15 protein-coding genes are annotated in these 13,851 nt (G+C 33.4%); 8 read left to right on the top strand and 7 right to left on the bottom strand.

From position 1 onward, the window contains the following. Window positions 1–4: 4 nt before the first annotated feature. On the top strand, window positions 5–1,615 hold the full coding sequence (locus tag BM296_RS09640) for a beta-N-acetylhexosaminidase (protein WP_394365305.1): 1,611 nt from the start codon (window positions 5–7) through the stop codon (window positions 1,613–1,615). 52 nt (window positions 1,616–1,667) lie between these two features. On the opposite strand, the gene BM296_RS09635 is transcribed toward BM296_RS09640, so the two are convergent. The 5 genes from BM296_RS09635 to ruvX all read right to left on the bottom strand — a co-directional run bounded on the left by BM296_RS09635 (window position 1,668) and on the right by ruvX (window position 4,879). Next, window positions 1,668–2,054, bottom strand: a complete 387-nt coding sequence (locus BM296_RS09635; protein WP_177214940.1) for a response regulator — start codon at window positions 2,052–2,054, stop codon at window positions 1,668–1,670. A 17-nt stretch (window positions 2,055–2,071) separates the two neighbouring features. Then, on the bottom strand, window positions 2,072–3,163 hold the full coding sequence (locus tag BM296_RS09630; protein ID WP_091902811.1) for a PAS domain-containing sensor histidine kinase: 1,092 nt from the start codon (window positions 3,161–3,163) through the stop codon (window positions 2,072–2,074). Between the two features lie 224 nt (window positions 3,164–3,387). Beyond that, window positions 3,388–3,816 carry a DUF5606 family protein gene (locus tag BM296_RS09625; protein ID WP_091902810.1) on the bottom strand — a complete coding sequence of 143 codons (429 nt, stop codon included), beginning with the start codon at window positions 3,814–3,816 and terminating at the stop codon, window positions 3,388–3,390. A 61-nt stretch (window positions 3,817–3,877) separates the two neighbouring features. Continuing rightward, window positions 3,878–4,468 (bottom strand): peptide deformylase, encoded by a 591-nt coding sequence (gene def / locus BM296_RS09620; RefSeq protein WP_027064402.1) that lies wholly within the window; start codon window positions 4,466–4,468, stop codon window positions 3,878–3,880. Then, window positions 4,469–4,879, bottom strand: coding sequence for a Holliday junction resolvase RuvX (gene ruvX / locus BM296_RS09615; protein WP_091902809.1), 411 nt, complete (start codon window positions 4,877–4,879; stop codon window positions 4,469–4,471). Window positions 4,880–4,978: 99 nt separating this feature from the next. Here ruvX and BM296_RS09610 point away from each other — a divergent pair, with 99 nt between their 5' ends. Continuing rightward, window positions 4,979–5,794 carry a 2,3,4,5-tetrahydropyridine-2,6-dicarboxylate N-succinyltransferase gene (locus tag BM296_RS09610; RefSeq protein ID WP_027064400.1) on the top strand — a complete coding sequence of 272 codons (816 nt, stop codon included), beginning with the start codon at window positions 4,979–4,981 and terminating at the stop codon, window positions 5,792–5,794. Window positions 5,795–5,797: 3 nt separating this feature from the next. On the opposite strand, the gene BM296_RS09605 is transcribed toward BM296_RS09610, so the two are convergent. After that, complete coding sequence (locus BM296_RS09605) at window positions 5,798–6,832, bottom strand: glycosyltransferase (RefSeq protein ID WP_091902808.1); 1,035 nt, start codon at window positions 6,830–6,832, stop codon at window positions 5,798–5,800. 141 nt (window positions 6,833–6,973) lie between these two features. On the opposite strand from BM296_RS09605, the gene glf reads away from it, so the two are divergent. After that, on the top strand, window positions 6,974–8,086 hold the full coding sequence (glf, locus tag BM296_RS09600) for a UDP-galactopyranose mutase (RefSeq protein WP_177214939.1): 1,113 nt from the start codon (window positions 6,974–6,976) through the stop codon (window positions 8,084–8,086). Window positions 8,087–8,245: 159 nt separating this feature from the next. Next, window positions 8,246–9,040: a glycosyltransferase family 2 protein gene (locus BM296_RS09595; RefSeq protein ID WP_027064397.1), complete on the top strand. Its 795-nt coding sequence runs from the start codon at window positions 8,246–8,248 to the stop codon at window positions 9,038–9,040. Here the strand turns inward: BM296_RS09595 and BM296_RS09590 are convergent. After that, complete coding sequence (locus BM296_RS09590; RefSeq protein ID WP_091902807.1) at window positions 9,022–9,840, bottom strand: glycosyltransferase family 2 protein; 819 nt, start codon at window positions 9,838–9,840, stop codon at window positions 9,022–9,024. The genes BM296_RS09595 and BM296_RS09590 overlap by 19 nt on opposite strands. Before the next feature lie 99 nt (window positions 9,841–9,939). Here BM296_RS09590 and BM296_RS09585 point away from each other — a divergent pair, with 99 nt between their 5' ends. Genes BM296_RS09585 through BM296_RS09570 form a run of 4 tightly spaced genes read left to right on the top strand, consistent with a single transcriptional unit; the run spans window position 9,940 to window position 13,825 of the window. Next, the gene (locus BM296_RS09585) at window positions 9,940–10,770 is read left to right on the top strand and encodes a zinc-binding alcohol dehydrogenase (RefSeq protein WP_091902806.1); all 831 of its coding nucleotides are present in this window, start codon (window positions 9,940–9,942) and stop codon (window positions 10,768–10,770) included. Window positions 10,771–10,786: 16 nt separating this feature from the next. Continuing rightward, window positions 10,787–11,347 (top strand): L-threonylcarbamoyladenylate synthase, encoded by a 561-nt coding sequence (locus tag BM296_RS09580; protein ID WP_027064394.1) that lies wholly within the window; start codon window positions 10,787–10,789, stop codon window positions 11,345–11,347. A gap of 4 nt (window positions 11,348–11,351) precedes the next feature. After that, window positions 11,352–12,776, top strand: coding sequence for a CCA tRNA nucleotidyltransferase (locus BM296_RS09575; protein WP_091902805.1), 1,425 nt, complete (start codon window positions 11,352–11,354; stop codon window positions 12,774–12,776). A 14-nt stretch (window positions 12,777–12,790) separates the two neighbouring features. Continuing rightward, a complete protein-coding gene (locus BM296_RS09570; RefSeq protein WP_027064392.1) occupies window positions 12,791–13,825 on the top strand; it encodes a COX15/CtaA family protein in 1,035 nt (344 codons plus the stop codon). The last annotated feature ends 26 nt before the right edge of the window (window positions 13,826–13,851 follow it).

Raw genomic sequence — 13,851 nt, 5'->3', positions numbered from 1 at the left:
AATGATGAAGACCTTTTTTATTAGAAGTCTATTTTTTGCAAGTTTGGCAATATTGCTAGTTGCCTGCGCTGAAGAAAAGAAAGAAAGAATTGCAATGCCTACGACAGATTTGTCTAAAATTAGCTTAATACCTAAGCCTTTAAAAACAATACCTACCAACTCGGCATTTGCTTTAGACCAGTTTACGGCAATATACACTTCTAAAAATGCAACAGGTTTTGAAGAAGTTGGTACATTTTTGGCCGATAAGCTTAAAAGCAAAATTAACCTGACGATACCTGTGAATTCTGAGGGTGCAAATACGATAGAAAGAGTTATTTACATTAACCAGAGTGACAGCACAGATTTAGAATCACCAGAAGCATATCAACTATATATTAATCAAGATTCTATTATCATCAATTCTAATACCGCTGAAGGTGCTTTTAGAGGTATACAGACTTTAAGACAATTAGTACCCTTAGAAAGTAACGATACATTAGCGCTTCAAAAGATTTGGCCAGTACCTTCTGGTAAAATAATTGACAATCCTAATTTTGGATATAGAGGTTCTATGCTAGATGTTGCAAGACATTTTTTTAGTGTAGATGATGTTAAAAAATATATTGACCTATTAGCTTACTATAAAATAAATGTACTGCATTTACATCTTAGTGATGATCAAGGTTGGAGAATAGAAATAAAATCTTGGCCAAAATTGACCGAGGTTGGCGGTAGTACAGAAGTTGGTGGCGAATCTGGCGGATTCTACACCCAAGAAGATTATAAGGAAATAGTTAGATATGCCGCTGAAAGGTACATGACCATAATACCAGAAATTGATATGCCAGGGCATACAAATGCCGCATCGGTATCCTATCCGTTTTTAAATGGAAATGGCAAAACACCAAAACTATACGAAGGTATGCGCGTTGGTTTCAGCACATTTGATACTCATAAGGATACTGTTTATGCCTTTATAGACGATGTGGTAAGAGAAATCTCTGCTATAACCCCTGGTCCTTATTTTCATGTTGGTGGAGATGAAAGTCATGTAACCAAAAAAAGCGATTATATCTATTTTATAGATAAGGTTGAAAAAATTGTTCAGAAGCACGGTAAGCGAATGATCGGTTGGGATGAAGTTGCCATTGCAAATGTGGACTCCACTTCTATCTCTCAATGGTGGGCAAGTGAAGAAAATGCTAAAAAAGCTGTGGACAAAGGAATGAAAATTATAGTATCTCCTGCCAACAAAGCATATTTGGATATGGAATACGACACCCTATCTAAGTTTGGACTACACTGGGCAGCTTATATACCAGTAGATACAGCATATATTTGGACACCTGAAGAATATGGCATACCATTAGAAAATATTTTAGGGGTTGAAGCTCCTCTTTGGTCAGAAACGATCAGTAATATTGATGAATTAGAGTACTTAGCTTTCCCTAGAATAATTGGTTATTCTGAATTAAGTTGGAGTATAAAAGAAAATAGAGATTGGGAAGATTATAAAGTTAGATTGGCAGACCAAGCTCCTTTTCTAGATAGAATGGATGTAAAGTATTATCCATCCCCATTAATAGATTGGAAAAAAAGTGATTTCACTTATGAGACCATAGAAAAAGACTGATGGTGTTTAAACAATTAAAAAAGCCTTAATATAAAAATCAAGGCTTTTTTAATTAAGATTCAATTTTCTTAGTTTTCAAGTTAGCTAGTAAGTTATTCAGTTCTTCAAAATTTATAGGCTTCTCCATATAATCTATTACATTAGAATATAGTTCAGCATTTGACCTATCTTCAAATCTTATAGATGATGTTATTATTACAACTGGAATTTTAACACCTAAATTTAAACGTGTTGTAGCCTCAAGAAAATCCCACCCATCTAATATTGGCATATTAATATCTAGTAAGATTAAATCTGGACACGTATTATTCTTTAAATAATCTAGCCCTTCTTGACCATTTAGCGCTACAGCAATATTCTTATAGCCAAGTTTCTCAAGATTTGTTTTGGTGATGAAATTAGTAATTTCATCATCTTCAATAATTAGTATTTTTATCATCATTATAGTTTTGGTTCTTATTTAAATTGGATTACAAATTCGGTTCCTTTATTGACTTTACTATTAACATTAATATCCCCTCCATTTCTATTAATAACAGAGTGTATAATGTATAGACCTATACCTAAGCCTTCTACATGAGTATGCATACGCTTAAAAAGTCTAAAGATTTTATCAGCTAAATTCTGTTCAAAACCCAATCCATTATCCTTAAATGTCAATGTTAATTTACCATCGATTTCTTTGGTTGTAATTTTGATACTTAGCTTTCTTTTAGGATGCCTATACTTAAGTGCATTAGACATTAAATTTTGAAGTATACTTTGTAACTGTACCGGATTATAATTGATGGTTGGGCAACTAGAGAAATCTTCCTTTATTATTGTTCGTCCATCAATAATTTCTTTGGAATTCGACAACTTAATTTTACTCATTACCTCAGAAAAAACCATTTCCTCTTTATCCTCACTAAAATTAGATTTAATAGCAATCACCTCATTTAACGCCCTAATCTTGTCGCACATTACCTTAGTAACAACTTTCATTTTATCAACTATAGGCACAAAATCATTAGAGGTAGGATCAGAATTTAATACCATCTGTAAAAGACTTTTTAAATTAGTTAACGGCGCCCTTAAATCGTGTGCAGCTACATAAGAAAAATCTTCAAGCTCTTTATTTTTTCTTTGTAAATTTTCATTGACTTCTTTTAGAGAAGTTTGTGCAGTCTTTAATTTTTCTATCGTATTAATTACATTAGTTACATCAAGTGTAGTAATACCAAGATAATCTCCTATTTTAAATGCCCTACTCATAAATCTAATCTCAGCATTCTCACCTTTAAACATGAGCTCATCAAAACCAGTTGATATTCCTGTTTTCATTACATCTTTATAGGAATTATATCTTTCTGTACCTTCTAAATAAGGGAATATGTCCAATATATTCTTACCTATAAAGTTTTCTTTAGCAATCCCTATTGTAGTAACCGCTGCTTGGTTTACATCAACAAAATCCATATAACGATTTAAAATAACAAAGGGTGAATATGCATTTTCAAAAAATGCTCCTTTTAAATCGTTATCAATTTCCGGTGAACTACGCTTCATGTTTATTTAGGTTTAATTTATTCATCAAAATTTATACAGTGCTAATTTGCAGGGTTTTACATAAATTTCCTTGTAATAACTGATGACTGAAAGAAAGCTACCGATGAAATACCCTAAACTATAGATGAACAACACTCAAATAAATATGAAATAGCATTTTTACAAAAATTTGAAACAAAAAAAAAGCCCCAAAAGGGCTTTTTTAATTCTACTAAACTTAATTTCTATTCCTCTTCAGAGGCTTCTTCTTTTTCTATTTCTTCACTAGAAAAATCAGTTATCTTATTATCAGTTAATATATTATACCACTGAATAACCTTTTTAATATCACTTACATAAACACGATCTTCATCATAATTAGGCAATACCTCAAAGAAATATTCTTCTAATTTAATCTTCTCTTCTTTATGTCCTATTGATGTTTTACCACCATTTTCCTTTTCTTGAATCTTTTTAAACACATCTCTTAATGGAACTTCTTCCTCTAAAGTATATATAGCTATTTCAGACAAGACACTTACACTGCTACGTAAACTCACAGTAATTCTTTTACCGTCTAACAAAGACTCAGCTACAAATCCTGTTCTGGTTTGAGTAATTAATTTATATAAACCTGGTTTTCCTGCAACGGATAAAATTTTCTCTAACCCCATAAACTCATTTAAAATTTTAAGTGGACAAATATTACACTTTTCTATTAATTATATAGGCATTTTAACGCCCTTTTTTCATTGCCGGAAATTTCATGCGATAGTCTACGCTAATTTTCCCTTTAGATATATTGGTTAATCTACCTTTTAACATTCGCTTTTTAAGGGCAGATAATTTATCTGTAAACAAGATACCTTCTATATGATCATATTCGTGTTGAATTACACGAGCCAATAAACCATCAAAAGTCTTTACATGTTCCTTAAAATTCTCATCTAAATAAGTAATCTTAATGGTACCTTTTCTATTTACATCTTCGCGAACATCTGGTATACTTAAACAGCCTTCGTTAAAAGCCCATTCATCGCCAGTTTCCTCTTCAATGTATGCGTTAATGAATACTTGTTTAAATCCGTCAAGTTGCTTTTGCTCATCTGCAGTTAAATCTTCATCACCAGCAAAAGGTGTGGTATCTACTAAAAATATACGAATTGGCAACCCAATTTGAGGTGCTGCAAGACCTACACCACTAGCATTATACATGGTCTCCCACATGTTAGAAAGCAAATCATTCAGCTTAGGATAATCTTTATCAATATCATCCGCAACTTTTCGTAATACGGGATCACCGTATGCAATAATGGGTAAAATCATTTATAATGTCTTTAAAAAATCTTGTAATATAATAGTTGCACTGATCTCATCTATCAATGCCTTGTTTTTTCGTTGTTTCTTTTTTAAGCCACTATCTAACATGGTTTGGAATGCCATTTTAGATGTAAAACGCTCGTCATGCCTTTTAATAGGAGTTGTCGGGAATTTCTCTTTCAGTTTTTCCAAAAATGGAATAATGTATACTTCAGATTCAGAAGCTGTATTATTCATTTGCTTGGGTTCGCCCACAACAATAGTTTCTACATTTTCCCTTGGAATATAATCTGATAAATATGTGAAGATTTCTGATGTGGCAACAGTAGTTAAACCGAAAGCTATCATTTTCATGTCATCGGTAACTGCCAAGCCAATACGTTTTTCTCCGTAATCAATTGCAAGAATCTTTCCCAAACTTAATTTTTGGCAAAAATAAAGGATAATTTGTTATATGTGCCCTTGAGCATGGGGAATTACTGTACTTCAACTTATATTTGAGAAAATTTTATGAAAATGACAGAATTAAGAGCACAAATAGAAAAAGCATGGGACAATAGAGACCTTTTAAAGGAAACTGCAACCCAAAATATTATAAGAGAGGTTATTGACCTTTTAGATTTAGGAAAATTAAGATGTGCAGAGCCAACCGCAAATGGATGGCAAATTAACGAATGGGTAAAGAAAGCGGTAGTTATGTATTTCCCTATTCAGAAAATGGAAACCTTAGAAGCTGGTATTTTTGAGTACCACGATAAAATGCCTTTAAAAAGAGGCTATAAAGAAAAAGGAATTCGTGTTGTACCAAATGCAGTTGCAAGACATGGTGCATACATTGCACCAGGTACAATTCTAATGCCTAGTTATGTAAACATCGGTGCTTATGTTGATGAAGGTACTATGGTAGATACTTGGGCAACTGTTGGTAGCTGTGCGCAGATCGGTAAAAATGTTCACTTAAGTGGTGGCGTTGGTATTGGTGGTGTTCTTGAACCATTACAAGCTTCGCCTGTTATTATAGAAGACGGTGCATTTATTGGATCTCGTTGTATTGTAGTTGAAGGTGTTAGAGTTGAAAAAGAAGCAGTTCTAGGGGCGAATGTTGTTTTAACAATGAGCACCAAAATTATTGATGTTACAGGTGAAACTCCCGTAGAAACAAAAGGTGTTGTTCCAGCACGTTCAGTAGTGATACCTGGTAGTTATACAAAGAAATTTCCTGCTGGGGAATTTCAAGTGCCATGCGCCTTAATTATAGGTAAAAGAAAAGAAAGCACAAACAAAAAGACATCATTGAACGATGCACTTAGAGAGTACGATGTTGCGGTTTAATTTTTAAACCAATTCAACTACTTTAGTAATAGCTTGAGAAAGGTAATGACCGGAGGCAACTTTGGTTTTTACCTTTTCTACATTAGAAATCATAGTAGCATAATCTTTAGGATCAAGGTTTGCTAATGTAGCATCCAAATCATCTAAGGAATTTAAGGTAATACCAATTTGTTCTTTTTCAATGAATTTAGCGATAGCAGCTTTTTTCCAAACAATAACCGGTAATCCGCACAACAGATATAAAGATGTTTTATGCGGATTGTTATACAAAAGGTACTTTCCAAAATCTCCTGAACATTCGTTCAAAGCATTACCGTTCCAAATTAAACCGAACGAACCTTCTATTTCGTCAATAACCTCATCTGGTGAAAAAACACCCTGGTAATCTAAAATGGAACTATCGCTTTCAGCATCATTCGCATTAAAGCCATTACCATATAACTTCAGTTTATAATTTGACGGCTTAAGACTGTCCATACTATATAAAAACTCACTTTTCTCTTTCCCCAATCCTCCAGCAAAAACTACATCATAAGGCGTATTTAATGTCGCATGTTTATTACTTGCATGTATATAATCGAACAACTCTAAACTTACCAATCGTGCTGTACATCCATTTTCTTGAAACCACTTTTTCATGGAATCGTTATGTACAATGATGAAATCTGCTTTGTTGAATTTTGCCATTTCACCTTTTAAGTCAGTAGACTTACCCATTAAAAATTTTACATCATGTATAATAATAATGAGAGTACATTTCCTCAAAGAAACAATGCTAGTTATATATCGGAAAAACTTGCTTAACGGATATTGCATACAGAAAACGGATTTTCTTGGTAATAGAAATAAACCTTTTGTTATTCCGAAAAAACTAATAACCGCACCGATAGCGGAACTGGGGTGATTACTTTGCTTAAAACCCAAATTCTTAAATCCATTTTTTTCTAGAACCGTCTCGCAGTCCATCTTTGGTTTGGAAGCTGCATTTTTTGAAAACTTGTAATTTCTAGAAATATAAAAGTGCTTTTCAGAACTCATAAATGATTAGTTAGGTTTATCAATTGCAAGTTTAAGGTTCTTCTTTCACAATTAAAACACTCTTAATATTTTCTTTTTCAAAATATAATCTACCAAAAAAATGTATTTTCAAACCTTATCTTTGAGCTCCAAATAAATAATATGGTGTCCATTAAAAAGTATGATTTTCTCATTGTAGGTGCAGGGCTTTACGGAGCAGTTTTTGCCCATGAGGCTAAAAAAAGAGGAAAAACTTGTTTGGTAGTAGATAAAAGAGAACATATTGGTGGAAATACTTTTTGCAAAAAAATAGAAGATATTAATGTGCATGCCTACGGTGCGCATATATTTCATACTAACGATAAGAAAATTTGGGATTATGTAAATGATTTTGTCCCTTTCAATAGATACACGAACTCTCCCGTCGCCAATTATAACGGGTCATTATACAATTTACCTTTTAACATGAATACTTTTCACCAATTATGGGGTGTAAAAACACCGACCGAGGCAAAAGCCATAATTGAGGAGCAAAGTAAAAAGCATCAAAAAAATAAACCCAAAAATTTAGAAGAGCAAGCATTATCACTTGTTGGGGAAGATATTTATTACAAACTGATAAAAGGATATACCGAAAAACAATGGGGAAGAAAAGCTACGGAATTACCATCATTTATAATTAAACGATTGCCCTTACGCTACACTTTTGATAACAATTATTTTAATGACAGTTACCAAGGAATACCAATTGGCGGTTACAATGAACTCTCTGGCGGACTATTAGAAGGTATAGATGTGCAGCTTGGAGTTAATTATTTTAAAGACAAAATTGCATTGGACAGCTTGGCCAACAAAACCGTATTCACAGGAAAAATAGATGAATACTACAATTACGAATTTGGAAAATTAGAATATCGCGGATTACGTTTTGATCATGAAATTTTAGATACCGATAACTACCAAGGTAACGCTGTAATTAATTATACAGAAGCAGATATACCCTATACCAGAATCTTAGAGCACAAACATTTTGAGTTCGGACAACAGAAGAAAACAGTCATTACAAAAGAATATCCTTTAGAAGCTTCAACAGATTTAGAACCATACTATCCTATTAATGACGACAAGAACAACAATAGGTATTTACAGTATAAAAACAAGGCTTCCAATGACTTAGTCATCTTTGGCGGCAGACTTGCCGAGTACAAGTATTACGATATGCATCAGGTTGTTGGCGCAGCGTTAGCAAAAACTAAAAAACTTTTTGATAATTGAACGCAACCATTCTAAAATGCGCCCTCTTATTAACTGAACCATGCTATAACATTGGATTTCAATTATGTAAGAAATTTACTTCTTAACACAATTTTTTAATTCTTTTTTTGTTATAACTTTGTTCGCTCCGATTAGAGCAAACCTATCAAATTGGATTATATGATTACCAAAAAAGAACAACTTACCGCATTAGTAATTACGTTTAACGAAATTGGATACATTGAAAAGTGTATTGAGTCTGTTTCTTTTGCTGATGAAATTATTGTAGTTGATTCTTTTAGTACCGACGGAACTTATGAATTTTTAAAAGACCATCCGAAAGTAAAAGTCATTCAAAATCCGTTTGAGAATTTTACCGCTCAGAAATCATTTGCCTTAAAACAAGCAACAAATGATTGGGTTTTATTTTTAGATGCCGATGAAATAGTTTCTGATGCATTACAAAATGAAATTACAGAAACGGTAGCAAGTGATACTGATATCTCTGCATTTTGGTTTTACCGCCAGTTCATGTTTCAAAATGAAAAATTGAACTATAGTGGATGGCAGACCGATAAAAATTATAGACTTTTTAGAAAGAGTAAAGCAGTTTTTTCTGATTGCAAGATAGTTCATGAAACATTAGACGTTGATGGCACATCTGGTATTTTAAAAGAAAAATTGACTCACTACTGTTATAAAAATTACGAAGACTATAAAGGTAAAATGTTGAAGTATGGCCGCTTAAAGGCTATTGAATCATTTTACAAAGAAAAAAAGTTTAGTTACGTAATGATGGTTTTAAAAACCAGCTGGAAATTTTTCAACCACTACATTTTACGTCTTGGTATATTAGATGGTAAAAAAGGTTTTATAATTTGTTATCTAAATTCATTGGGCGTTTTAGAACGTTATAATGAACTTAAACAATTGGAACAAAAAAACGAGTTAGCGTATTACTTGGTAATGCCATAAAACGTCCACACGCTTTTTTCCTTTTTTGTAGTATTTCTTATTCCCACATTCTTTGCAATAGATTCTGGTGTTTTATACCCTCTTTTATGGTCTAAGTGCACACAAACAGCACTATATCTTAGTTGCTTAGACTTTAGTCCGAAATTGAACAAACGCTCACCTAGCTCTCTATCTTGACCGCCATATTGCATGCGCTCGTCAAATCCGTTTACATTTTCTATATCCTTTTTCCAACCAGAAGAGTTATGCCCGTTCCAACTAGCATTGGTAGGTGTCACCCAGTTAAGAATTTTAGAAATAAAACCTTGAGCAGTTAGTTTATTGTTCTTGAATGTCTGCGGAATTCCTTTTTCCTTTAGCCATTGAATATTAAAACAACGTTGTTTTTCAATATCATCAAGCGTAATTAGTTTAGAAATATTCATGGGTAGCATATAATACCCACCAGAGATAAAATAACCAGGTTCTTTATTAATATAGTGCACCTGAACAAAATCTTCACGAGGTATACAATCACCATCAGTCATGATAATGTAATCTGCAGAACAGGCGGTTACAGCTTTATTTAATATTCTAGATTTCTGAAAGCCTTCGTCTTCTTGCCAAACATGAACTATTGGGAAATGCACCTTCGCAGACATCTCAGCTAGTAATTCTTTGGTGGGTGCTTTTGATCCATCATCGGCAATAACAACTTCAAAATCTTTGAAAATTTGCTGTTCAAAACCCCAAAGTACCTTTCGCAACCACTCTTCGGCATTATACGTACTAACTATGATACTTATTTTAGGAATCTCCATACTGCATTTCAAATTACTACAAAAATATAAAACTCTTATCTATCTTTGAATTAGAATAGACAGTCTTCAATATTAAAAGACAAATTACAGCATTGTAAAATGAAGTTAAAAGAAATACCTGTATCAATTTACAATTCAGCTAAACTTTTAGCTATTTCTGTTAAAAGAATGCATACTACGCAGAAAGAAGAAATTCCTGTAATTGTTTCTTTAACCTCTATTCCATCAAGATTAGGTACACTTCACCTAACCATTAGAAGTATTTTGAATCAAGATGTACGGCCTAAAAAAATTATTTTATGGTTGCATCATTCTTTAAAAGGTGAAATTCCAAAAAAACTAGCGGTATTAGAATCTGATTTATTTGAAATCATGTATTCCGATTTAACCTGTTCTCATAGAAAATTAATTCATAGCTTAGAATTGTTCCCGAATGAAATAATTGTCACTTGTGATGATGATATGATGTATCGATGTAATTGGCTTCGAACCTTATATGAAGAACATCAAACACATCCGAATAAAATAATAGCTAACCAGACCAGATATATCACCTATACTAATGTTGGTGAATTACAATCGTATAGAAGCTGGGTTTATATTGAAGGTTCAAAATTTAATACATCTGCGGTCATACCTATAGGTGCTGAGGGTGTTTTATATCCACCCAAAACCCTTTCTGAAAAAGTAACAGACTCAACATTATTTTTAGAATTGGCTCCTAAAGCAGATGACCTGTGGTTTAAAGCCATGGCTCATTTAGAAGGAACAGCTTCTATACAAGCTAAGAATAAAGCAAAAACACCCATACCTATAATTGGGTCTCAAAAGCAATCTCTAAAAAAGTCAAATATTGGAGGAGATAAAAACAAGACTCAATGGCTAGCTATAACTAATTACTTCAACATTACTCCAGATAATTTTCTTTAATACAAGCAAAAAACAAATGACAGAGGAAATCAACAAATGCATAGAAGTTTTAGAAAGCGGCGGACTTATACTCTACCCTACCGATACGGTTTGGGGTATTGGTTGTGATGCTACCAATGAAGAAGCTGTACAGAAAGTATTTCAACTTAAGCAACGAGATGATAGCAAGGCGCTAATTTGTTTAGTAGCCAATGATGCTATGCTTGAAAAACATGTAGAAAAAGTACCTGAACTTGCATACGATCTTATGGATCTAGCTACTAAACCTACTACAATTATATACGATAAGCCACGTGGTGTAGCCAAAAACCTAATTGCATCAGATAATACATTAGCCATAAGAGTAGCATCAGATAAATTCTGCACCTATCTTATAGGCAAGTTTAAAAAACCTTTAGTTTCTACTTCTGCCAATATTTCTGGGGTAAACACACCGAAATCTTTTCAAAATATAGATGAAGCTATTTTAAAAGGTGTAGACTATGTGGTAAATTTGCATCGTGAGAAACAGAATAGCTCCGCCTCATCAATTATTAGACTTTCTAATGATAATACGGTGAAGATTATTCGAGAATAAGAACATGCAAGAGAGCTATACAGACGCTTTAAACAACCCAATATTCAAAATAATTTCAGAAGCCGCAGAAGAACTTTCTGTAGACTGCTATGTTATTGGTGGTTTTGTAAGAGATTATTTTTTAAAAAGATCAATACCAAAAGACATAGATGTTGTTGCCATTGGCAGCGGTATTGCACTTGCCGAAAAAGTAGCATCAAAATTAAAGGGGAAACCACAAGTTTCTGTCTTTAAAAATTTTGGTACCGCCATGATTAAAAATGACGGAATTGAATTAGAATTTGTTGGCGCTCGTAAAGAAAGTTATAATCGAGATAGTCGTAAGCCCATCGTTGAAGATGGTACGTTAGAAGACGATCAAAAAAGAAGAGACTTTACCATTAACGCTTTAGCACTTTCGCTAAACAAAGACAGTTATGGTGAATTACTTGACCCTTTTAATGGTATTAAAGATTTAGAAAACAAAATCATTAAGACACCTTTGGAGCCGGGCGTTACATATTCAGATGACCCTTTACGCATGATGCGGGCCATTCGTTTTGCAACACAATTAGATTTTCAAATTGCACTACCCTCTTTACAAGCTATTACTGAGAATAAAGACCGTTTAAAAATTGTTTCTAATGAGCGAATATTAGATGAACTTCATAAAATTATGTTGTGTAAAAAGCCTTCTATAGGCTTTTCTTTACTTCATAAAACAGAACTACTAGAACTAATTCTACCAGAATTAACCGCTTTACAAGGTATAGAGGAAATTGAAGGTCAAAAACATAAGGACAATTTTTGGCATACTTTAGAGGTAGTTGATAATATATCTGAAGCTACAGATGACCTTTGGCTACGCTGGGCCGCTCTTTTACATGATATTGGAAAAGCCCCTACTAAAAGATTCCATAAAAAAATTGGTTGGACATTTCACGGACATGAATTTGTTGGATCAAAAATGGTGTTGAAATTATTTAAACGCCTCCGCATGCCTTTGAACGATAAAATGAAATTCGTTCAAAAGTTGGTTTTAATGAGCTCTAGACCAATTGTTCTTTCTGAAGACTTCGTTACAGATTCTGCCGTACGTAGATTAATTTTTGATGCAGGCGATAATGTAGAGGACCTAATGACGTTGTGCGAAGCAGATATTACGACAAAGAACCCTAAAAAGCAACGCAAGTATCGTCAGAATTTTAAGGTTGTTCGTCAAAAAATTGAAGAAGTAGAAGCTCGTGATCATGTTAGAAACTTTCAACCGCCTATTAGTGGAGAAGAAATTATGGAAGCATTTTCATTAAAACCATCAAAAGAAATCGGAATTATAAAAGAAGCGATCAAAGAGGCTATATTAGAAGGAGAAATCCCGAATGAATATAAAGCGGCACAAGATTTTATGTATCTTAAGGGTGCCCAATTAGGTTTACAGGTTACGAAATAGAATGGCTATTATTTATGGATATTACATTTAGAAAAATTGCCAAAATATCTTTGGTATTAGTTTATTTAGTGATTGTTGCCGGCGCTGTAGTTAGAATGACAGGAAGCGGTATGGGTTGCCCAGATTGGCCAAAATGTTTTGGATACTACATACCCCCAACTGAGGTTACCGAAATACAATGGCAACCAAATAGGGCTTTTGAAAAAGGTCAAGTTATTATTTGGCGAGAGACATTACAGGTTTCAAAAAAAGATTTCACAACTTCCAATTCGTTCAATTCAGAAAACTGGGAATTATATACCAAACATGATTATGCAGAATTTAATCCTTGGCATACGTGGATAGAATATATAAATAGACTTTTTGGCGCATTAGCGGGACTAGCCACTTTAATTTTAGCGATTATGTCTATTAAATTTTGGAAAAAGAAAAAACGCATACCTATATTATCTTGGTTAGTTGTGCTGGGCATGGTTTTCCAGGCATGGCTGGGCGCAACGGTTGTGTATTCGGTTTTAGAGCCCGCAAAAATTACCGTTCATATGCTAATGGCGTTGGTTATTGTTGCCATATTACTATATATAATATACTTGGCCAATACTGAGAACAAACGTATTAGATATGACAAATTGGTATTGAACTTAAGTATCATAGCTCTTCTGCTTACTCTAGTTCAGATAACCATGGGTACACAAGTTCGTCAATTTGTAGATGAGCAAATAGACATTTACGGGTATACCGCAAGAGGTAATTGGTTAAAAAGTCCGGAATTGTTATTTTACGTTCATAGGTCATTTTCCATACTAGTAATTGCAGTAAATGCTTTCTTGGCATATAGGATTACGAAGCTAGACCTAGGTCATTTTAAAATTTATTGGGTCATGTTCTTACTTGTAGTTGAAGTATTTACGGGTATAGCTATGAATTATTTAGATTTCCCCTTTGCTAGTCAGCCATTACACCTGGTGTTAGCTTCAATTTTATTCGGTGTTCAATTCTACATACTTTTAGATGCATTAATGCCTAGAAAAAACTTGGAAACTTCGTAACTTTGCCGTCCCACAAAAAATAAGGT

It is taken from the genome of Maribacter stanieri (assembly GCF_900112245.1).
Lineage (GTDB): Bacteria > Bacteroidota > Bacteroidia > Flavobacteriales > Flavobacteriaceae > Maribacter > Maribacter stanieri.
This window is presented reverse-complemented; position numbering and strand designations above follow the sequence as displayed.

Bases quoted from the DNA above. Each gene is read 5' to 3' on its own strand.
- BM296_RS09640 (WP_394365305.1), top strand. From the start codon at position 5: ATGAAGACCTTTTTTATTAGAAGTCTATTTTTTGCAAGTTTGGCAATA.
- BM296_RS09635 (WP_177214940.1), bottom strand. From the start codon at position 2,054: ATGATAAAAATACTAATTATTGAAGATGATGAAATTACTAATTTCATC.
- BM296_RS09630 (WP_091902811.1), bottom strand. From the start codon at position 3,163: ATGAAGCGTAGTTCACCGGAAATTGATAACGATTTAAAAGGAGCATTT.
- BM296_RS09625 (WP_091902810.1), bottom strand. From the start codon at position 3,816: ATGGGGTTAGAGAAAATTTTATCCGTTGCAGGAAAACCAGGTTTATAT.
- def (WP_027064402.1), bottom strand. From the start codon at position 4,468: ATGATTTTACCCATTATTGCATACGGTGATCCCGTATTACGAAAAGTT.
- BM296_RS09610 (WP_027064400.1), top strand. From the start codon at position 4,979: ATGACAGAATTAAGAGCACAAATAGAAAAAGCATGGGACAATAGAGAC.
- BM296_RS09605 (WP_091902808.1), bottom strand. From the start codon at position 6,832: ATGAGTTCTGAAAAGCACTTTTATATTTCTAGAAATTACAAGTTTTCA.
- glf (WP_177214939.1), top strand. From the start codon at position 6,974: ATGGTGTCCATTAAAAAGTATGATTTTCTCATTGTAGGTGCAGGGCTT.
- BM296_RS09595 (WP_027064397.1), top strand. From the start codon at position 8,246: ATGATTACCAAAAAAGAACAACTTACCGCATTAGTAATTACGTTTAAC.
- BM296_RS09590 (WP_091902807.1), bottom strand. From the start codon at position 9,840: ATGGAGATTCCTAAAATAAGTATCATAGTTAGTACGTATAATGCCGAA.
- BM296_RS09585 (WP_091902806.1), top strand. From the start codon at position 9,940: ATGAAGTTAAAAGAAATACCTGTATCAATTTACAATTCAGCTAAACTT.
- BM296_RS09580 (WP_027064394.1), top strand. From the start codon at position 10,787: ATGACAGAGGAAATCAACAAATGCATAGAAGTTTTAGAAAGCGGCGGA.
- BM296_RS09575 (WP_091902805.1), top strand. From the start codon at position 11,352: ATGCAAGAGAGCTATACAGACGCTTTAAACAACCCAATATTCAAAATA.
- BM296_RS09570 (WP_027064392.1), top strand. From the start codon at position 12,791: ATGGATATTACATTTAGAAAAATTGCCAAAATATCTTTGGTATTAGTT.